At 67.6% G+C, this 19,676-nt stretch carries 14 protein-coding genes; 10 read left to right on the plus strand and 4 right to left on the minus strand.

Annotated features, from left to right (window positions below):
• Positions 1-124: 124 nt before the first annotated feature.
• The 8 genes from OSC27_RS05865 to OSC27_RS05900 all read left to right on the plus strand — a co-directional run bounded on the left by OSC27_RS05865 (position 125) and on the right by OSC27_RS05900 (position 10,853).
• On the plus strand, positions 125-1,669 hold the full coding sequence (locus OSC27_RS05865) for an ABC transporter substrate-binding protein (RefSeq protein WP_267180520.1): 1,545 nt from the start codon (positions 125-127) through the stop codon (positions 1,667-1,669).
• A 76-nt stretch (positions 1,670-1,745) separates the two neighbouring features.
• Positions 1,746-2,687 carry an ABC transporter permease gene (locus OSC27_RS05870; protein ID WP_267180521.1) on the plus strand — a complete coding sequence of 314 codons (942 nt, stop codon included), beginning with the start codon at positions 1,746-1,748 and terminating at the stop codon, positions 2,685-2,687.
• Positions 2,684-4,546, plus strand: coding sequence for a dipeptide/oligopeptide/nickel ABC transporter permease/ATP-binding protein (locus tag OSC27_RS05875; RefSeq protein ID WP_267180522.1), 1,863 nt, complete (start codon positions 2,684-2,686; stop codon positions 4,544-4,546). The genes OSC27_RS05870 and OSC27_RS05875 overlap by 4 nt, the downstream gene beginning before the upstream one ends.
• Positions 4,546-5,427 (plus strand): ATP-binding cassette domain-containing protein, encoded by an 882-nt coding sequence (locus OSC27_RS05880; RefSeq protein WP_267180523.1) that lies wholly within the window; start codon positions 4,546-4,548, stop codon positions 5,425-5,427. Before OSC27_RS05875 ends, OSC27_RS05880 begins: the two co-directional genes overlap by 1 nt.
• An 84-nt stretch (positions 5,428-5,511) precedes the next feature.
• Positions 5,512-6,678 (plus strand): Gfo/Idh/MocA family protein, encoded by a 1,167-nt coding sequence (locus OSC27_RS05885; protein ID WP_267180524.1) that lies wholly within the window; start codon positions 5,512-5,514, stop codon positions 6,676-6,678.
• A 93-nt stretch (positions 6,679-6,771) separates the two neighbouring features.
• A complete protein-coding gene (locus OSC27_RS05890; protein WP_267180525.1) occupies positions 6,772-7,839 on the plus strand; it encodes a LacI family DNA-binding transcriptional regulator in 1,068 nt (355 codons plus the stop codon).
• Between the two features lie 93 nt (positions 7,840-7,932).
• A complete protein-coding gene (gene uxaC, locus OSC27_RS05895) occupies positions 7,933-9,372 on the plus strand; it encodes a glucuronate isomerase (RefSeq protein ID WP_267180526.1) in 1,440 nt (479 codons plus the stop codon).
• Positions 9,369-10,853, plus strand: a complete 1,485-nt coding sequence (locus tag OSC27_RS05900) for a mannitol dehydrogenase family protein (protein ID WP_267180527.1) — start codon at positions 9,369-9,371, stop codon at positions 10,851-10,853. The genes uxaC and OSC27_RS05900 overlap by 4 nt, the downstream gene beginning before the upstream one ends.
• 24 nt (positions 10,854-10,877) lie before the next feature.
• Here the strand turns inward: OSC27_RS05900 and OSC27_RS05905 are convergent, their stop codons facing one another.
• Genes OSC27_RS05905 through OSC27_RS05920 form a run of 4 tightly spaced genes read right to left on the minus strand, consistent with a single transcriptional unit; the run spans position 10,878 to position 16,154 of the window.
• A complete protein-coding gene (locus OSC27_RS05905; protein ID WP_267180528.1) occupies positions 10,878-11,915 on the minus strand; it encodes a LacI family DNA-binding transcriptional regulator in 1,038 nt (345 codons plus the stop codon).
• 29 nt (positions 11,916-11,944) lie between these two features.
• Complete coding sequence (locus tag OSC27_RS05910) at positions 11,945-12,958, minus strand: DUF2804 domain-containing protein (RefSeq protein ID WP_267180529.1); 1,014 nt, start codon at positions 12,956-12,958, stop codon at positions 11,945-11,947.
• Positions 12,955-14,808, minus strand: a complete 1,854-nt coding sequence (locus OSC27_RS05915; RefSeq protein ID WP_267180530.1) for a glycoside hydrolase family 2 protein — start codon at positions 14,806-14,808, stop codon at positions 12,955-12,957. Before OSC27_RS05915 ends, OSC27_RS05910 begins: the two co-directional genes overlap by 4 nt.
• A complete protein-coding gene (locus OSC27_RS05920) occupies positions 14,805-16,154 on the minus strand; it encodes an MFS transporter (protein WP_267180531.1) in 1,350 nt (449 codons plus the stop codon). Before OSC27_RS05920 ends, OSC27_RS05915 begins: the two co-directional genes overlap by 4 nt.
• A gap of 157 nt (positions 16,155-16,311) precedes the next feature.
• On the opposite strand from OSC27_RS05920, the gene uidA reads away from it, so the two are divergent.
• Entirely contained in the window at positions 16,312-18,189 is a 1,878-nt protein-coding gene (gene uidA / locus OSC27_RS05925; RefSeq protein WP_267180532.1) for a beta-glucuronidase, read from the plus strand.
• A 31-nt stretch (positions 18,190-18,220) separates the two neighbouring features.
• On the plus strand, positions 18,221-19,648 hold the full coding sequence (gene uidB / locus OSC27_RS05930; protein WP_267180533.1) for a glucuronide transporter: 1,428 nt from the start codon (positions 18,221-18,223) through the stop codon (positions 19,646-19,648).
• The last annotated feature ends 28 nt before the right edge of the window (positions 19,649-19,676 follow it).

Consider the following 19,676-nt stretch of genomic DNA (forward strand, 5'->3'; position numbering starts at 1 on the left):
AGCGCTCCGCAACAGCTAGTCTGACGAAACCGGTCTCCGAAAACCCGCCTTGTTGTGGCACGGCAACCGGTTGCACCAGTTCGTTCAGATCTCACGCAGCATCAACAGCAATGAGGAGATAACAATGAAGTTACGTCCACGGGTGGCGCTCGCCGCCATCGTCACGACGGCAGCGCTCGTGCTGACCGGGTGCTCGGCAGGAGGCAGCGATGGCTCCACGAACACCGGCAAGACCGCCACGGGCGGAACCCTCACGATCGGGACCCTCGTCGACGTCAAATCGTTCGACCCCGCGCAGTCGCACATCGGCCACTACCTGCAGTTCGACCAGCCCGTCTACGATTCGCTGCTGCGGCGCAAGCCCGACGGCACGCTGATCCCGATGCTGGCGAAGAAGTGGTCGTACAACGCCGACAAGACGGTGCTGACGCTCAACCTTCGCGACGACGTGACGTTCACCGACGGCACGAAGCTCGACGCCGACGCCGTGAAGGTGAACCTCGACCGGTTCCGCACCGGAAACGGTCCGGACGCCTCGACGCTGGCTCAGATCGAGAGCGTGGACGCCAAGGACGCGACAACCGTGGTCATCACGTTGAAGGCGCCGGACCCGGCGCTGCTCGACTACCTCGGTAACGCCGACGGATTCATTGCGAGCCCCAAGGCGATCGACGGCGGCAAGATCGACACCGCGCCGGTCGGCAGCGGCCCGTACACGCTGGATGCGTCGGCCACCGTCGCCGGCTCCACGTACACGTTCGTCAAGAACCCGAAGTACTGGGACCCGTCACTGCAGGTCTACGACAAGATCGTGCTCAAGCCGATCCTGGACACCACCGCCATGCTGAACGCTCTTCTCTCCGGCCAGGTCAACGCGGCACTGCTGACGGCGAAGACTGAGGCCCAGGCCAAGTCAGGCGGCTTCACCGAGTACAGGTACCCGACCGACTGGCAGGGTCTGCTCATATTCGATCGCGACGGCAAGATGGTTCCCGCGCTGGCGAACGTGAAGGTGCGCCAGGCGATCAACTACGCGATCGACAAGAAGACGCTGCTCAAGCAGGTGGGCCAGGGCCTCGGCACCGTGACGAATCAGGTCTTCGGCCCGACCACCGCGGCCTATGACAAGTCGCTCGACAACTCCTACCCGTATGACCCGGCCAAGGCCAAGAAGCTGCTGGCTGAGGCCGGCTACTCTGACGGGTTCAGCGTGTCGATGCCCACGGTCTCCGGTTTCTTCGACCCGGCCCTGACCGCTGGTATCGGGCAGAACCTCGCAGACGTCGGCATCACCGTCAATTGGGTCAACGTGGCCGGTGCCGACTTCATCTCCGGCATGGTGCAGGGCAAGTTCGCGATGAGCTGGTTCTCGCTGTTCCAGGGTTCGCCCTGGGTCGCGGCCAATCAGATCATCACGCCGAACGCCACGTACAACCCGTTCCATACGACCGACCCCAAGGTCGAGTCGATGGTCGACACCATCCAGAAAGGCTCGGAAGCCGATCAGGCCAAGGCGGCGAAGCAGCTGAATGACTACGTCACCGCGCAGGCGTGGTTCGCCCCGTTCTACCGGCCCGACCAGATCTTCTTCACTGACAAGAACACGACGACCACGCCGCAGGCGCAGCAGGCGATTCCGTCGATCTACTCCTACGCACCGAAGAAGTAGTCGCTGTGCGGGTGGCCCTGGCGGCTACGCCTGGGTCACCCGCCATCCTCACTGACCAGCTGATATCGGAGCTGACATGTTTTCATTCATCGTTCGCCGGATCGTCTCCGGCGTCGTGGCGCTCTTCGTGGTGTCGTCGCTGACGTTCTTCCTGCTGTACTTCTCGGCGACGAGCGTCGCCAGGAACATTCTGGGGGAGTCCGCGACGCAGGCCCAGGTTCACCAGAAGGAGATCGAGCTGGGGCTCGACCAGCCGCTGGTGGGCCGCTACCTGCACTGGCTTGGTGGCGTACTGCATGGCGACTTCGGGGTGTCGTGGTTCACGAGCCGCTCGGTCGTCGGCAGCATCTTCGACCGCCTTCCGGTGACTCTCTCGCTCGTTCTCGTCACGATCGCGATCGTCGCCATCGTCGCCACTCTGGTCGGTGTCGCGGCGGCCGTGCGCCGAGGGTGGATCGACCGGTTGCTGCAGATCGTCTCGATCGCCGGTTCGGCGATTCCGCAGTTCGTCATCGCGATCATCGTGGTCACCATCTTCGCGATCAAGCTGCACTGGCTGCCGGCGACCGGGTATGTACCGTTGGGGGGCAATCCTGGCGGCTGGGCGGTATCGCTCGTTCTGCCGGTGGTCGCGTTGGCGATCAGCGCGGTCGCCTCGACGGCGCAGCAGGTGCGCAGTGCAACGATCAACGTTCTCAGCAAGGATTACGTGCGCACCCTGCGCAGTCGAGGGCTCGCCCCGCGTGAGATCCTCTTCCGGCACGTGTTGCGGGGTGCGGCGCCGGCGGGCATGACCGTGCTGTCGCTGCAGTTCATCGTGATGCTCGGCGGGGTCGTCGTGATCGAGCAGATCTTCGCCCTGCCCGGCATGGGCTTCCTCGCCCTGCAGTCCACCATCCAGGGCGACATGCCCGTTCTGATGGGGGTGGTCGTCTACATCGTCCTCATCGTCGTGATCGTCAATCTTCTCGTCGACCTCGCGGTCGGCTGGCTGAACCCGAAGGCGCGTGTGTCATGAGTGAGCCGACTATCAAAACCGAGAATGCGATGGATGCCGACGCCCTGGCGGGCGCCGGGGTCACGGCGGAGCCGGCTCGCCCCGGCGTGTTGCGCCGCCTGGTGGGCAACCCGCTCGGCCTGATCGCGTTGATCATTCTGGCGATCGTGGTCGTCTCAGGAATCATCGGCCCGTGGGTGGCGCCATTCGACCCCAACCATGCGTCACTGGCGGACGCGTTGAAGGGCCCAGGCGGGGCGCATCTGCTCGGCACGGACAGCGCCGGACGTGACGTGTTCTCCCGGCTGCTCGTCGGCGCGCGCAGCACCCTGATCGCGGCGGCGCTCGCGGCGGCAGTGGCTCTGGTCGTCGGCGTGCCAAGCGGGCTTATCGCCGGATTCTTCGGCGGCTGGTTCGACTCGATCGCCTCCTGGTGCACGAACGTGCTCATGTCATTGCCTGCGATCATCATTCTGCTGGCGGCCTCCGCGGCGCTCGGACACAGCGTCTGGGTGTCGATGACGATCTTCGGCGTGCTGATCTCTACCGGCTTCTTCCGGCTGACTCGTACCTCGGTGCAGGCGGTGCGCAGCGAATTGTATGTCGACGCCGCCAGGGTCGCGGGGCTGAGCAACACGAGCATCATCGGCAAGCACATTCTCTTCGTGGTGCGGGCGCCGCTGATCATTCAGACATCGATGGTGTGCGGCATCGCCATCTCGATTCAGGCGACACTGGAGTTCCTTGGCCTGGGTGACGTGCTCGTGCCCACCTGGGGCGTGATGCTCAACGAAGGCTTCATCAACATCTACACCTCGCCGATCCTGGCCGTGTGGCCGGGGATCGCGATCTCGTTGACGATCGGCGCGTTCGTGGTTCTCGGCAACGCCCTGCGTGACGCGCTGGAGGACACCCCGAAGGCCGCGAAGAAGCGCGCCGCCGCCGGGCCGAGCCGCGTGAGTCTGCTGGACGATGACGAGACCCGCGGGGTGGCGCTGGTGAAGAGCAACCACCTGCTCGAGGTGAACGGCCTCGGCGTTGGCTACCCGCAGCCGAGCGGGCGCGTGAAGACTGTCGTGACGGACGTCTCCCTGCACCTGGACCGCGGCGAGGTGCTCGGCATCGTCGGCGAATCCGGTTCCGGCAAGACCCAGACCGCGTTCTCGATCCTTGGACTTCTGCCGGATGAAGCGGTGATCACCGGCGGCAGCATCGTCTTCGACGGCACGCCGCTCGTCTCCTCGAGTGGCGGCCGTCTCTCCCAGGGGCGGCTGGCGGCCCTGCGCGGCAAGCGCATCGCCTACATTCCGCAGGAGCCCATGTCGAACCTCGACCCGAACTTCACGATCGGGTACCAGCTCGTGCGTCCCCTCGTGAAAGTCCTCGGGCTATCGAAGGCCGACGCCAGGGCGCGCGCCCTCGAACTCCTTGGCATCGTGGGTATCACCAACCCGCAGCGCACGTTCGACGCATACCCGCACGAGGTCTCGGGCGGCATGGCGCAGCGCGTGCTCATTGCCGGAGCCGTCAGTTGCAATCCCGACCTGCTTATCGCGGATGAGCCGACCACGGCTCTCGACGTCACCGTTCAGGCTGAGGTGCTCGACCTGCTTCGCGACCTGCAGGACAGGTTCACGATGGGGGTCGTGCTGGTCACGCACAACTTCGGTGTTGTCGCCGACCTCTGCGACCGGGTCGTGGTCATGCAGAACGGCCGACTCGTCGAATCCGGCGACGTGCGCAGCATTCTCCGCGACCCGCGGGATGCCTACACCAAGACGCTTCTGGGAGCCATGCTCGAGGGCAAGACGCCGATGACCATGCTCACCGCCGGCCCAGACCCCCTCGATGACGAGATGAGAATGAAGGCGAGCATCTGATGGCACCGACGCAGAGAACCGACGGCCCGCTGCTCGGCGTACGCGACCTGGTGGTCGAGTACCCGGGGAAGGGATTCCGCAGCACGCCGTTCCGTGCACTCGACACGGTCTCCATCGAGATCGGCTACGGGCAGACACTCGGGCTCGTCGGCGAATCCGGCAGCGGCAAAACCACCCTGGGCCGGGCGCTGCTCGGTCTCGCCCCCGTCACCGGCGGCACGCTCACGTTCGAGGGCGCGGACATCAGCCACGCAGGCCGTCGCACCCGCCGCCGACTCAGCCGGGACCTGCAGGTGGTCTTCCAAGACCCGTACACGTCGCTGAATCCCTCCATGACCATCGGCGACATCCTCGCCGAACCGCTCACCGTGCAGGGCAAGACCGGTGCAGACGCGCGCCGACGCGTGCGTGAGGTGCTCGACGAGGTCGGGCTGCCGCAGGACACGATCGGCCGCCTGCCTCGCGAGTTCAGCGGCGGCCAGCGCCAGCGCGTCGCCATCGCGCGAGCACTCGCCCTGTCGCCGAAACTGATCGTGTGCGACGAGCCCGTCAGCGCACTCGATCTCTCCACCCAGGCGAAAGTGCTCGACCTGTTCCTGCAGATCCAGAAGGACACGGGCGTCTCCTACCTCTTCGTCTCGCACGACCTCGACGTGGTCAACCACATCAGCCACCGCATCGCGGTCATGTACCACGGCGAGATCGTCGAGCAGGGCGACGCCGCACAGATCACCAGCGCCCCGCAGCATCCATACACCCAACGCCTGCTGCTTGCCTCGCCGGTGCCCGACCCCGACCGCCAGCAGGAGAGGCGCGCCAACCGGCGCCGCCTCATCGAAGAGCAACGAGCACAGGATGAGCGTTCAGGCGTCGCCGCCTGAACGCTACGGCTCGACCGGGAGCATCCGGTGGGATCCTGAGGGAGCCCGCACCGACAGAAGCAAGAGAAGCAGAAAGTGGATCACGTGGCAGACACAGTACGGCTCGGCATCATCGGGCTCGGAACACAGGGCTCGATGTACGCGAAGTTCATCGCCGACGGCCTCGTGCCGAATATGACCATCGGCGCGATCGCCGACATCGATACGGCGAAGGCCGGGGTCGCGGCAGACACGTATCCCGGCGTCCCGTTCTTCGACACGTACCAGGCCCTTCTTGACAGCGACGCGGTAGATGCCGTGGTCACCACGGTGCCGCACTACCTGCACCCGGAGATCGGGATGGCGGCCCTCGGCCGGGGCATCCATGCCCTCGTCGAGAAGCCCGCAGGCGTCTACACGAAGCAGGTTGCGCAGCTGAACGCGTTCGCCGCCACGAAGCCGGAATTGACGTTCGGCATCATGTTCAACCAGCGCAACAATCCGCTCTACAAGCGGCTCAAGGAGATCGTCGACGGCGGCGAGATCGGGGCGATCCGTCGCTCGAACTGGATCATCACGAACTGGTGGCGCCCCCAGGGTTACTACGACCAGAGCGCGTGGCGCGCGACATGGGGTGGCGAGGGCGGCGGCGTGCTCGTCAACCAGGCGCCGCACCAGCTCGACCTGTGGCAGTGGATCTGCGGCGTGCCGGAGAAGGTGTTCGCGAAGGTCGCATACGGCTTCCGGCGAAACATCGCGGTGGAAGACGAGGTGACGGCCGTCGTCGACTACGGCGACGGGGTGACGGGCGTCTTCGTCACGGCCACGCACGATCTCACCGGCACCGACCGCTTCGAGATTCTCGGCGACGCGGGCAAGATCGTCGTCGAGAACAGCAAGACCGCCACCGTCACCCGCCTGAAGAAGCCGGAGCGTGAGCTCAGCGAGAGCATGGACATGGCCGACGTCATGAAGCTGTTCATGGGGCAGCTCGACGCAGACGACCTCTACTCGACCGAGGTCATCGAATTCGACTCGGTCTGGGGCGGCCAGCACGCCGGAGTGCTCGAGAACTTCGCCGCGAACGTTCTCGACGGCACACCGCTCATCGCCCCCGGGTCGGATGGCATCAAGGGAGTGCGTCTCGCCAACGCCATCCACCTCTCCAGCTGGCTGGGCACCGAGGTCTCGCTCGACTTCGACGAGGATCGCTTCCTGGAGCTTCTGAACGAGCGCATCAGGCAGGAAGGCACCTTCGGCGAGCGGGCATGACCGCCCCGGCCGTCGCCCGACCGGGCGCGGCCTCGCAGACCGCCACGCGTGTCGCGCTAGCGTTGGCAGAGAACACAGAGCGTCAGGAGTTTCATGACAGAGATCGACAGCAGCCAGGACACCCGATCGGGTGCGCCCGCGCGCAGCCGATCGTCGAAGCCGGCGCCCACGATCTACGACATCGCTGAGCTGGCCGGGGTCAACCCCTCGACCGTCTCGCGCGCGCTCAGCAAGCCGGGGCGCATCAGCGCCAAGACGGAGAAGCTGATTCAGGATGCGGCGAAGACGCTCAACTATCGGGTGAATCCCATGGCGAGGGCCCTGCCCACGGGCCGCACCATGACGCTCGGGCTCATCATCGCCGACATCACGAACCCCATGTTCTTCGATGTCGTGCGCGGCGCCGAGCGGGCCGCCCGCGAGAGCGGTTACACCCTGATCATCGCTGAGTCCCAGGAGTCGGGCGAGCGCGAGGCCGCGACGGCGGAGCGGGTCGCGCCGTCGGTCGACGGCATGATCCTGGTCACGACCCGTCTTGCCGATGAGCAGATCGCCGACCTCGCCGAGCTGCGCCCCCTCGTCGTCATCAACCGCCGCATCGACGGCGTCGACGCGATCGTGCCAGACCTCGAGCCCGGCATCGATCAGGCGTTGACGCATCTGGCGGAACTGGGGCACCGCTCCATCGGGTACCTCTACGGCCCTTCAGGCTCGTGGATGAGTTCCGCGCGGTGGGAGGCGCTTCTCGCGAAGTCCGTCGAGCTCGGCATGAGCATCGTCGAGATCGGGCCCGGCATCCCCACGCTGGAAGGCGGGCGGGCATCAATGACGCGCGTCGCCGCATCCGGTGTCAGCGCTGTCGTGGCATACAACGACCTCATGGCCATCGGACTGCTGCGCGCAGCTCAGGAGAAGGGGCTGAGGGTTCCCGGCGACCTGAGCATCGTCGGGTTCGACGACATCTTCGGCTCCGACTTCACCTCGCCGCCGCTGAGCACGATCCGTACGCCGCTGGCGCTGATCGGCACGCTCGCCGTTCGCCGCATGCTCGAGCGCATCGCCGCCGACGACCGCCGTCCGGCGCACGGCAGCAGAGGCAAGGCACCAGCCATTTCTACCGAGCTCGTCGTGCGCGGCTCCACAGGGCCGGCGGGCGCGTAGCCGAGAGGCGCGTGCGAGCGGCGCACGGCAGCCTCTCGCGGCACGTTTGGCAACCGATTGACAGATGGATGACTTTTCGATGAAGGAACGACGATGACACTCACCCAGCAGAGGGCCACATTGGCACTGGACCCGGACCGGCTGCTGCCTGCCGACCCCGCTACTCGCGACGTCGCGCGCGGCCTCTACGAATCGGTCGCCTCGCTGCCGATCCTGTCGCCGCACGGCCACGTCGACCCCGCGCTGCTGCTGAACGACACACCGTTCGGTGACCCCGCCGAGCTCTTCATCCGGTACGACCACTACGTGACGCGGCTCATGCACGCCGCCGGCATCGACCTCGAGCGGCTCGGAATCCCGACGCGGGACGGCAGGGCGGGCGCCGGGATCGCCCAACCGCGGGCGGTCTGGCGCACCTTCTGCGAGAACTGGTACCTGTACGCGGGCACCGCATCCGGTTACTGGCTGCAGCACGCGTTCGCCACTCTCTTCGGCATCGGTGAGCAGCCGAGCGCAGAAAACGCCGAGCGCCTGTTCGAGAGCATTCAGGCGCGGCTCGACACCGACGCCTACCGGCCGCGCGCGCTGTTCTCGCAATTCGGCATCGAGGTTCTTGCCACCACCGACGACCCCCTCGACGACCTCCGATCACACGACGCGCTGGCGGCCGATCCGCGGTTCACCGGCCGGGTGGTGCCCACCTTCCGCCCGGATGCCTACATCACGCCCTCGGCCGCCGGATGGGCCGATAACGTGGCCAGGCTCGCCGACTGGAGCGGTTCGTCGGTCGGCGACTACCGCGGCTACATCGAGGCGCTCGCAGCGCGCCGACGCTACTTCGTCGAGCATGGCGCGGTCTCGGCAGACCACGGTGTGCTGCAGCCGCTCACACTCGATCTCGATGAGCCCGCGGCATCCGCTCTCTTCGATCGTGCGCTGAGAGGCGTGGCGAGCGCCGACGAACAGAACGCGTTCGCCGGCCACATGCTGCTCGAGATGGCCCGCATGAGCGTCGACGACGGGCTCGTGATGACCGTGCACGCCGGCGTGGTGCGCAACTACAGCACGCAGACCTTCGAACGGTTCGGCCCCGACACCGGCCACGACATTCCCACAGCGACGCACTATGTCGAGCCGCTGCGGCCGCTGCTGGAGAAATACGGCAACGCGCGGGACTTCCACCTGGTGCTGTTCAGCGTCGACGAGACCGTGTATTCCCGAGAGATCGCGCCGCTGGCCGGCTTCTACCCCAGCGTGTACATCGGCGCCCCCTGGTGGTTCCTCGATGCACCGGATGCGGTGCAGCGGTTCCGTTCGTCGGTCACCGAGACCGCGGGGTTCTACCGAGGCTCTGGCTTCATCGACGACACGCGCGCGTTCCTGTCGATTCCGGCCAGGCACGACATGGCCCGCCGCCTCGACTCGGCTTTCCTCGCCCGGCTCGTGCGTGAAGGGCGCGTCGACCTCGCCTCCGCCGAACGCATCGCCATCGACCTCGTCGACGCCATTCCCCGAAAGGCCTTCAAGCTGTGACCATCGCCATCGACGCCGCCGCGCTCGCGCTCCCCGCGGCCCTGAACCGGCGCTCGCTCGCAGAGCGCACCGGGGGCGCGATCGCCACTGCGCCCGTGCGCATCGTGCACATGGGGCTCGGAGCCTTCCACCGCGCTCACCAGGCCTGGTACACGGCGATGGCAGACGACGCTGCCGAGTGGGGCATCGCCTCGTTCACGGGGCGTTCGGCCACCGTGGCCGAGCAGCTGGCGCCGCAGGACGGGCTCTACACACTTGTCGAGCGGTCGGATGCCGGCGATCGCGTCGAGACCGTCACGAGCGTCGTCGAGGCGGTCGACGGGGCAAGGCTGGACCGCTTCGTCGAGCTCGTGTCGGCTCCGAGCACCGCGATCGTGACCCTCACCATCACCGAGCCGGGGTACCGGCTCACGAGCGACGGCCTGCCCGACGGGACCGATGCCGCCGTCGTGGCGGATATCGCCTGGCTCTCGGCGGCACTCAGCGCGCCGGGCACCAGCATTGATGCGCCCGCGGCTGCCTCCGCGGATGTGGCTGATGGCCGGGATTCGGACACGGGCCCGACGACGTCGCTCGGGCGCCTGCTCTACGGGCTCGACGCGCGGCGCAGGCGACAGGCAGGACCACTCGCGCTCGTGCCGTGCGACAACATTCCCGACAACGGGGAATTCGTGCGTACCGGGCTGCTCGCTCTCGCACGCGCCGTCAGCGCCGAGACGGCCGCGTGGATCGAGACGAACGTCTCGTTCGTCTCGACATCCGTCGATCGCATCACACCGAGGACCACGGCCGACGACGTGCTGCGCGCAACCGAGCTCTCAGGCTGGATCGATCGCGCGCCCGTCGTCACGGAGCCGTTCCGCGACTGGGTTCTCAGCGGCGCCTTTCCCGGGGGCCGCCCCGCCTGGGAGACCGCCGGCGCCCGATTCGTCGACGACATCGAGCCCTTCGAGCGCCGCAAGCTCTGGCTGCTGAACGGCGCGCACAGCCTCCTCGCCTACGCGGGCCCGCTGCGCGGCTACGAGACGGTCGCGCAGGCGATCGGCGACCCGCAGCTGCGCGCCTGGGTCAACGAGCTCTGGGACGAGGCGGCGCACCACCTGCCTGCCGAGGAGCTCGACCTCGACTCCTACCGCCAGGCGCTGCTTGACCGTTTCGACAACGCCCGCATCGAGCACCGGCTCGCCCAGATCGGCATGGAGGGAGTCACCAAGCTGAGGGTGCGCATCGCGGCCATCGCCCGGTCGGAGCGGGCGGCGGGGCGAGACGCCGCGGCCTGCGCTCGGGCGCTCGGCGCGTGGGTCGCCCGGCTGACGGCGGGCGAGGACCTTCCCGACGCCCAGTCGGCTCTCGTTCAGGCCGCCCGTGCGGGTGATGCCGCCGGGGCCAGTGCGCGCCTGGTGGCCCTGCTCGATGGCACGCTGGCGGCGGATGCGGCGTTCGTGGCCGCCGTCGACGCGGCAGCGGCCTCGTTCCGCTGACCCCGACCGCGCGCGGCGCCCCGCCTACACGGCAGCAGTGGAGTCGCGCGCGAGCAGCCGATACGGTGCGAGGCGTTCTCGTGGTTCCGCGTCGGGCTCATCGAGCCTGCGCAGCATCGCGTCGATGGCGAGGCGGGCGATCTCGTCGAGATCCGGTGCGATCGTCGTGAGCGCGGGCGCGGCGAACGCGGCCTCTGCCGTGTTGTCCCACCCCACGACCGCCACGTCGCCCGGCACCGAGATGCCTGACTCGCGGAACGCACGCAGGGCGCCGATCGCGAGCAGGTCGTTGGCGCAGACGAGTCCGTCGATGCTCAGCGGGCCCGGGCCCGCGGCGATCAGCTCCTTCGTGCGCGCGTACCCCTCTTCCCTGGAGTAGTCGCCGTCGGGGTTCGATCGGTCCCAGCGTGAGACGGCGACGATGTGGCGAGCGTCGGTCTCGAGGCCCGCGGTGCGCAGCGCCTCACGGAAGCCGCGCACGCGCGGGTGGGCGGGGGCGGCGCCGATGGAGCCGGCGGGCACCTCGCCGAGGAAGGCGAGCCTGCGGCATCCGCGTTCAATGAGGCAGGTTGTGGCGTCGAAACTCGAGCGAACGCTGTCGACGACAACGCTGTCGAGAAGAGGGCTCCGGATGCGTTCGCCGAGCAGCACGAGCGGCGTCGCGCCGCGTTCCGCCTCGAGCTGCTCGCGATCGATCGACATGGGGCTGAAGAGAATGCCGTCGGTGAGAATGGTGCCGAAGCCGGCGGCCACACGCCGCTCGCGCTCCAGGAGGCCCCTCGTCTCGTCGATGACCACGTCGTACCCCACGTGCTCCGCGTGGGTGACCACGGCGTGCGCGAGCTGCGCGAAGTACGGCTGGGAGACGAACGGCACAGACAGGGTGAGCATGCTGCTGCGCCCGCTGCGCAGCTGACGGGCGGCGAGCTGGGGGCGGTAGCCCAGGTGCGCAATTGCCGACTCCACGCTCGTTCGTGTCGCATCGCTGATGTAGCGGTGCCCGTTGATCACGTTCGACACGGTGCGATACGAGACGCCGGCGAGCGCTGCGACGTCTTTCATGGTGGGCGCCGACGGGCGCCCCGGCCGTGTCACCATCGGTTGCGCACGTCTTCCGCCCACCCGAGAAGGCCGTCGACGTCAACCCGGCCGGCGGCGGTGGCGACCCACCCGGAATAGTGGCCGAAGCACTGGTGCCCGTGCGAGCCGAACACCACGAGTTCGGTAGCGCTCACGTGATCCCAGAACGGCTCGAAGCGAAGATCGAGCGACTCGCCGAGAATGCGCCACGGCGCCAGCCAGTCCCGCTCGTCGTAGCGCCAGTCGAGTTGCTCGCTGATCTTGTGAAGCCTGCCGTCGACAAGCACCGCGTTCTCGGTCGAGCCGGTTCCGTCGGTCCACCGGCCGCCGAGCTGCAACCCGATCACGGCCCCGTCGCTCACGCCGCTCGCGGCTCCCCAGTTCCAGCGCACCCGGTACGGCCAGCGCCCGCGGCCGTGATCGAGCACGGCCCAGCTCTCGCCGCGGGGCACGTCGTACTCGGTGTCGCCGACGCGCACGTGCCCGGTCGCGGGTCTCGCGACATCCTTCACCGTGTATTGAAACCGGCGAGGCGACCACGGAACGACGACCGCGAGCGCCTCATGCCCCGCAGGCCGGGCAGCCACCACGTCGAGGCTGACCCCCTCGCTCTGCGCACGAAGGCGCGTGCCCGCCTCGGTCTCCTCGATATCGATCGAGAGCGAGCGGGTCCTTGCGCGAGCGGGCCCGTCGGCAAGGGATGCGGGCAGCGTCGCGCTCGAGCCGAGCGGTGCGACGGCGCCGCGCTCGATGGTCTCGCCCGTGCGGCGGTCGTGCACCATGACGCCGTGCACGGCGGCGTAGTCGAGCGACGAGACCGTGAGCGAGAGCAGGTGCGTTGGGGTGGTGACGGCCCAGTACTCCCAGCGCTTGTTCCGGCCCCACGCTGCCCGGCCGCGACCGATCGCCGAGGTGTCGATGAGCGGATGCCGGCTCCAGCCCACCGCCGCCGGGTTCAGCCGGCCATCCGCACCGCACAGCGGCACGCGCTCGGTGATCTCGCGTTCGGCCACCATTCGGCTCATCGGGCACCTCCGGTTCTGGATGCGCTGACGGCCGCCGCATCCCTCGCGCCCGTCACGCGCTGGAACCGCTCGACCAGCTCCCGGTTGACCTGGCGCACCGACTCTGCAGTCAGCTTGAGCACGGTGCGATCGGCCGTCAGGAGACCGTTGACCTCGTCCTCGACGTCGGAAAGTTGTGTGTACACCACGCCGGTCACGCCGGCGTCGATCGCCGGCAGTACCTGGTCGCGGTGCAGCTCGACGAACGCCTCGGTCAGGGCGGCGATGGAAGCCAGCCGCCGGTACCCGACCTCGCGGTCGCCGAACTCGTGGCCGGGCAGCCGCAGACTGTATCCGCCGTACTCCGAGATGACGACGGCGCGCCCGTCCCGCCCCCACGAGCGCCGGGGCCGGATTCGGCGAAAGTAGACGTGCAGGCTGCGCAGGTCGCCGCCACCCTGGTCGTGCCAGCCGCTTGCGTGGTCGACGAGGCGATCGGGGTCGAGCGAGCGGATGCGACGTGTGGCATCCAGTGCGTCGAACTGCCCCCAGCCTTCATTGAACGGTACCCACACGACGACGCTCGGCGTGTTGCGCAGCAGCTCGACCGTGGCCGTGAGCTCGGCACGGTACTCGTCGCGCCCCGCGGCATCCTGTCTGCCGAAGACACGGTGACGCCGGTCGCTCACGCGCACGGGCAGCAGGACAGGGGTCGTGATCACGAGAGGGTTGTACGCGCGACCGCCGTTCACCATGTCCTGCCACACGAGAATGCCGAGTCGGTCGCAGTGGTAGTACCAGCGCAAGGGCTCGATCTTGATGTGCTTGCGCAGCATGGTGAAGCCGAGATCCTTCATCGAACGGATGTCGTGCACGAGCGCGTCGTCGGACGGCGCGGTATACAGCCCATCCGGCCAATACCCCTGGTCGAGCACGCCGATGTGCAGGTACGGCCGGCCGTTGAGGGTGAGGCGGGGCATGCCGAAAGAGTCGCGCTCCACGGCCACCGACCGCATGCCGACATAGCTCGTGACCGTGTCGGCGCTGAACGTGACCTCGATGTCGTAGAGGAACGGATGCTCGGGGCTCCACTCGTTCACATCGTCGAGCGCGAGCCGAATGACGGCCCCCGCCCGACCCGACGCTCGGGCGTGTTCGACACCGTCGGCGCTGAGCACGACGGTTGCCTCGGCACCGCGCGCGTCGCCGTCACCCGCACGAGCGGCGCCGGACCCGCGCATCCCACCGGCCATGACGACGATCTCGACGGCCTTGTCGTCGAGGCGAGGGCGGATCTCGAGCCGATCGACGAAGAGTGTCGGTACCGACTCAAGCCAGACGGTCTGCCAGATTCCGGACTGAGCCGTGTACCAGATGCCGCCCCTGCGAAGCGATTGCTTGCCCCGGGAGTGGTAGCTGCGGTCGCTCTCGTCGGTGACCTCGACGCGCAACAGGTGCGCGGCGCCGTCGCCGAGCGCGTCCGTCACGTCGATCGAGAAGGGAAGATAGCCGCCGGAATGGCCGCCGACCTGCCGCCCGTCGATGGACACGACGCAGTGCTGGTCGACCGCCCCGAAGTGAAGCAGCACTCGACCGCGATTGAAGTGCGCCGGCAGCTGCACGGTGCGCTCGTACCAGAGATGCTCGCCCGGCAGGAGCTGCCGATCGACGCCCGAGAGAGCGGCCTCCGGCGAGAACGGCACCAGGATCCGGCCGTCCCACGTCGTGGGCGGCTCGGCACCTTTCGTGATGGCGTAGTTCCAGAGGCCGTTGAGGTTCAGGTAGCTGTCGCGAACCAGTTGCGGTCGCGGGTACTCGCCGAGCACGTGCTCAGGGTCGAGACCGTCTGCCCAGGCGGTCCTGCGGCTCATGCGAGACCCCTCTTGATCGCGCGTGCCCTCGCCCAGGCGAACAGGGGCACGAGAATCAGCACGGCGGCTGCGGTGGGAAAGATCTCCGGGCCGGGAACAGGCTGCGTGACGCCGAGGGTCGTGTAGGTGTTGGCGGCACCGGCGATCACGGCGGCACCGAGGAACGGGCCGACGATCATCGGCACCATCACGCCGAGAATCATGCGGATGCCCTGCACGGCCCCGGCCCGGTCAGCGGGCGTGTAGTCGCGGGTCATCGCCGACACGGTTGCGAGCGAAGCCATCATGCCGGCCATCATGACGGTCGCCGACGCGATGACGACCGGCATCTGACGTGCGAACGTCATGGCGATGAGTCCCGCGGCGAAGACCACGACCGCGGGTGCGAGGAAACGCGCCTTGCCGATGCGATCCATGACGCGACCGCCGATGACGCTCAGCACCGACGCGAGGATCAGCACGATGCCGAGCGCGAGCGCATACGACTCGATGCGAAGGTATCGCTGCAGGTAGATGATCACGTACGGCAGGAATACCTGCACGCTCGTGCTGACGACGGCCCAGATTCCGAGCGTGAGGTAGAGCACGGGGCGTTCGCGAATGGTTCGGGGCCGAAGCCCGTTCAGCACACCGGCGAACACGCTGTCGCGAGATGCGGGTATGGCTCGGTCGCGGATCAGGAACCACGAGGCGACGCCGGTCAGGGCGGTAACACCGCCGACGATCCCGAAGAAGAGCTTCCAGTCGCCGGCGCGGGTGAGGCCATCGAGCAGGCCGAAGACGAGCAGCATCGCGATGAGCGGGAAGATCGACAGCACGCCATCGACACGGCCTCGGTTGCCGGGGTTCGTCGAGTCGGTGACCCACGCGTTGAACGATGCGTCGTTCGCGCCCGAGCCGAAGAAGCTCATCACGCAATCGAGCACGACGATGGCCACGATCGCGCCCATCACCGCCGCTCCCGCGATCGGCTCGGCGCCGGCGGGCACGCCCACGAACCCGAATGCGGCGGTGCAGGCGCCCCAGGCGATGTAGCCGAGTGAGATGAACGCCCGTCGCCGGCCGGCCCTGTCTGACCAGGCGCCGATCAGCAGCGTGGCGGCCGTCGCCGCGATGGCGCTCGCGGCGACCATGACGGCGATCACGGCGGGGTCCGTGCTGATCGTGTCGTAGACGAACACATTGAGGTACATGTTCTCGATGACCCAGGCGAGCTGGCCGACCAGCCCCACCGCAACCATCGCGAGCCAGGTTCGTCCGCCCAGCGCGCGGGCCGGCGCCGGGGGAGTGGCGTACGCCGCCGCCGTCACGGGAGGCGAGGAAACAGGCTCGGGTGCATCAATCATGGCGTCCTCATCGTCGCGCTGCGTGTTTCCACGTGGAAACACGGCTGGCGCACACGATAGCAGGTGTTGCGGGCGAGCCGAAGAGGGTGACCGTGGGGAAGCGGATGCGGCATCCGTCGCCGTCGTTTTGGCAACCGCTTGCCAAAACCGGCATTTCGTGTTTCACTTGAGCCTGTTCCCGTTCGGCAATCGCAGCCACGAGAGCACCCCGCACAGCAGACACGTGCCGCATCGACGCGTCGGAAAGGTCATCATGCTGAAGCCACAGTCAAGCCCCACCCGGGAACTCGTCGCGCTCGACGGTCTCTGGGCGTTCAAGGTCGATCGGCAGCGCTCTGGCGAGAGCGAGCGCTGGTTCGCGGCTCCGCTCGAGACGACGCTCGAGGCTCCCGTTCCCGCCAGCTACAACGACCTCTTCGTCGACGAGTCCATTCGCGGCCACGTCGGCTGGGTCTACTACCAGCGCACGGTGCGCGTGCCGCGCGGCTGGGCCGGCGAGCGCGTCTTCGTTCGCGTCGAGGCGGCAACGCACGAAGGCGTCGTCTACGTGGGCGACGCGAGGGTCGCGCACCACGTGGGCGGCTACACGCCCTTCGAGGCGGACATCACCGAGCAGGTGACGGCCGGCGGCGAATTTCGGCTCACCATCGCCGTCAACAACGAGCTCACCAACGAGACGATCCCACCAGGAACGATCGAGGTCGACGCAGACGGCACGCGCAGGCAGCGCTACATGCACGACTTCTACAACTACGCGGGCCTCGCCCGCTCGGTCTGGCTGTACAGCGCGCCCGCCGTGCGGGTGGACGACATCACCGTGACGACGGATGTCGACGGGAGCGCCGGTCTTGTCGCGTACGCCGTCGAGACGACGGTTGACGCAGACGTGCGGATCAGCATCCGTGACGCCTCTGGGAAGGTCGTCGGCACGGCATCCGGCGCTGCCGGCACTGTGCGGATCGATGACGTGACGCTATGGCAGCCCGGCGCCGCGTACCTCTACACGCTCGTCGCCGAGGCTCTCGTGGATGGCGCGGTGACCGACAGCTACAGCCTGCCGGTCGGCGTTCGCACGGTCGAGGTGCGCGGCATGCAGTTCCTCATCAACGGCACGCCGTTCTACTTCACCGGCTTCGGCAAGCATGAGGATTCGCCCGTGCGAGGCAAGGGCCACGACACCGCCTACCTCGTGCACGACTTCCAGCTCATGGAATGGATCGGCGCCAACTCGTTCCGCACCTCGCACTACCCGTACGCAGAAGAGGTCATGGAGTTCGCCGACCGCCACGGCATCGTCGTCATCGACGAGACCCCCGCCGTCGGCCTCAACCTCTCGATGGGCGGCGGCATCTTCGGCGGCGTCAAGCAGAGCACCTTCTCGCCCGAGACCGCGAACGAACGGACGCAGCAGGCGCACGCTCAGGCGATCCGCGAGCTCATCGCGCGCGACAAGAACCACCCGAGCGTTCTCATGTGGTCGATCTCGAACGAACCGGCGTCGAACGAGCAGGGGGCGCGGGAGTACTTCGAGCCGCTCGTCACGCTCACCCGTGAGCTCGACCCGAGCCGACCGGTGACCTTCGTCAACGTCATGTTCGCCTCGCACGAGAGCGACCTCATCGCCGACCTCTTCGACGTCATGTGCCTCAACCGCTACTACGGCTGGTACGTCGACACCGGCGACCTTGCCGCGGCAGAGAAGCACCTCGAGGCCGACCTGCTCGGCTGGCAGGAGAAGTACGGCAGGCCCATCATCATGACGGAGTACGGCGCCGACACGCAGGCCGGGCTGCACTCGGTATTCGCCGCCCCGTGGACCGAGGAGTACCAGGTGGCGTACCTCGAGATGAACCACCGGGTCTTCGACCGCATCGAAGCGTTCGTCGGCGAACAGGTGTGGAACTTCGCGGACTTCCAGACGTCCGCCGGTGTATTCCGCGTCGATGGCAACAAGAAGGGCGTCTTCACCCGCGACCGGCGCCCGAAGGCCGCCGCACACGCCCTGCGTTCGCGCTGGACCAGCCTCGCCAAGTAGCGCGCGACACAGAAACGGCGAAGGAGCCCTCATGACCTCATCCACGATCACGACGCAGGCCGGCGACGGCGTGCAGACGAACGGCACGCCGCAGGCGCCCGCATCCGCCCCTGCAGGTGAAAAGCGGGGGAAGCTCGGCCCGCTCAGCATCGTGGGCTACGGCGCGGGCGACGCGGCGAACAACCTCGCGTTCACGACCGCGACGATGTTCCTGCTCGTGTATTACACGGATGTCGCGGGCATCAGCGCCGCGGCAGCGGGAACCCTGCTGCTCGTCGTGCGCGTCTTCGACGCGTTCTCCGACGTTTTTGCGGGCCGGATGGTCGACAAGGTCTACCACAAGAGGCTCGGCAAGTTCCGCCCGTTCATCATGTTCGGGTCGCTGCCGCTTCTTCTGCTGAGCGCCGCGACGTTCTCGGTGCCGCAGATCGGCGAATCCGGAATGCTGCTCTACGCATACATCACGTATGCCGCACTCGGGCTCGCCTACAGCCTCGTCAACATTCCGTACGGCTCGCTTGCCGGAGCCATGACGCCGAAGGCGGGGGAGCGGGCGAAGCTCGCGAGTTCTCGCACCATCGGCGCCATGGTCGTCGGTGCGTTCCTCGGCATCTTCATCGCGCCCCAGATCGTTCCCGGCGCGAACCTGCAGGTCATGTTCACCACCATGACCCTCTGCTTCGCGGTGATCGGAACGGCCCTCTACCTGTTCACCGCATTCATGACGAAAGAACGCGTGAAGCGCGAGGTTCAGCACGTGAGCATGAAGCAGAGCTTCGCCACGCTGAAGCACAACAGGCCGCTCCTGCTGCTCTGCATCAGCTCGTTCCTGTTCCTCACCGGCATGCTCGCGTTCAGCACTGTCGAGCTCTTCTACCTGCGCGACGTGCTGCACGCGCTGCCGCTGTACGCGGTGCTCTCGATCGTGCAGATCGCCCTGACGCTCGGCCTGGCGGCGGTCGTGCCGAAAATCGTGCGCACATTCGGCAAGAAGAACGCGTACATCGCGGCGGCCGTCATCTGCATTGCGGGAGGCCTCGTGGTCTTCTTCACGCCCGACACCATGGTGCCCGTCGCCGTAGGCGGTCTGATTCTGACCATGATCGGCATCGTGCTCGTCAACATGCTGGTGTGGGCGCTGGAGGCCGACACGGTGGAGTACGGGGAGTGGAAGACCGGCGTGCGCACCGAGGGCATCACCTACGCGCTCTTCTCGTTCACCCGCAAGACGGGCCAGGCGGTCGGCGGCGCGCTCGCCGCGTACGCCATCGCCCTCGGCGGGTACGCGGCCGGCGCCCCGCACCAGTCTGTGAGCGCCGAGTGGGGAATCCGCGCGGCGGAGGGCCTGATCCCGGCCGTCATGTCGTTGCTCGCCATCGTCGTCATGCTCATGTACCCGCTCACCGACAAACGCCACGCCGACATCGTCGCCGAGATCGCGGCCCGCAAATCCCTCTGACCCTTCACGCACACAGACACAGGAGCAC

Source organism: Microbacterium sp. STN6 (genome assembly GCF_026410545.1).
Lineage (GTDB): Bacteria > Actinomycetota > Actinomycetes > Actinomycetales > Microbacteriaceae > Root112D2.

What these genes read in the sequence shown, in the direction of transcription:
- uxaC (WP_267180526.1), top strand. Translation starts at nt 7,933, where the DNA reads ATGACACTCACCCAGCAGAGGGCCACATTGGCACTGGACCCGGACCGG.
- OSC27_RS05910 (WP_267180529.1), bottom strand. Translation starts at nt 12,958, where the DNA reads ATGAGCCGAATGGTGGCCGAACGCGAGATCACCGAGCGCGTGCCGCTG.
- OSC27_RS05865 (WP_267180520.1), top strand. Translation starts at nt 125, where the DNA reads ATGAAGTTACGTCCACGGGTGGCGCTCGCCGCCATCGTCACGACGGCA.
- OSC27_RS05880 (WP_267180523.1), top strand. Translation starts at nt 4,546, where the DNA reads ATGGCACCGACGCAGAGAACCGACGGCCCGCTGCTCGGCGTACGCGAC.
- OSC27_RS05890 (WP_267180525.1), top strand. Translation starts at nt 6,772, where the DNA reads ATGACAGAGATCGACAGCAGCCAGGACACCCGATCGGGTGCGCCCGCG.
- OSC27_RS05920 (WP_267180531.1), bottom strand. Translation starts at nt 16,154, where the DNA reads ATGATTGATGCACCCGAGCCTGTTTCCTCGCCTCCCGTGACGGCGGCG.
- OSC27_RS05905 (WP_267180528.1), bottom strand. Translation starts at nt 11,915, where the DNA reads ATGAAAGACGTCGCAGCGCTCGCCGGCGTCTCGTATCGCACCGTGTCG.
- uidB (WP_267180533.1), top strand. Translation starts at nt 18,221, where the DNA reads ATGACCTCATCCACGATCACGACGCAGGCCGGCGACGGCGTGCAGACG.
- OSC27_RS05870 (WP_267180521.1), top strand. Translation starts at nt 1,746, where the DNA reads ATGTTTTCATTCATCGTTCGCCGGATCGTCTCCGGCGTCGTGGCGCTC.
- OSC27_RS05915 (WP_267180530.1), bottom strand. Translation starts at nt 14,808, where the DNA reads ATGAGCCGCAGGACCGCCTGGGCAGACGGTCTCGACCCTGAGCACGTG.
- OSC27_RS05875 (WP_267180522.1), top strand. Translation starts at nt 2,684, where the DNA reads ATGAGTGAGCCGACTATCAAAACCGAGAATGCGATGGATGCCGACGCC.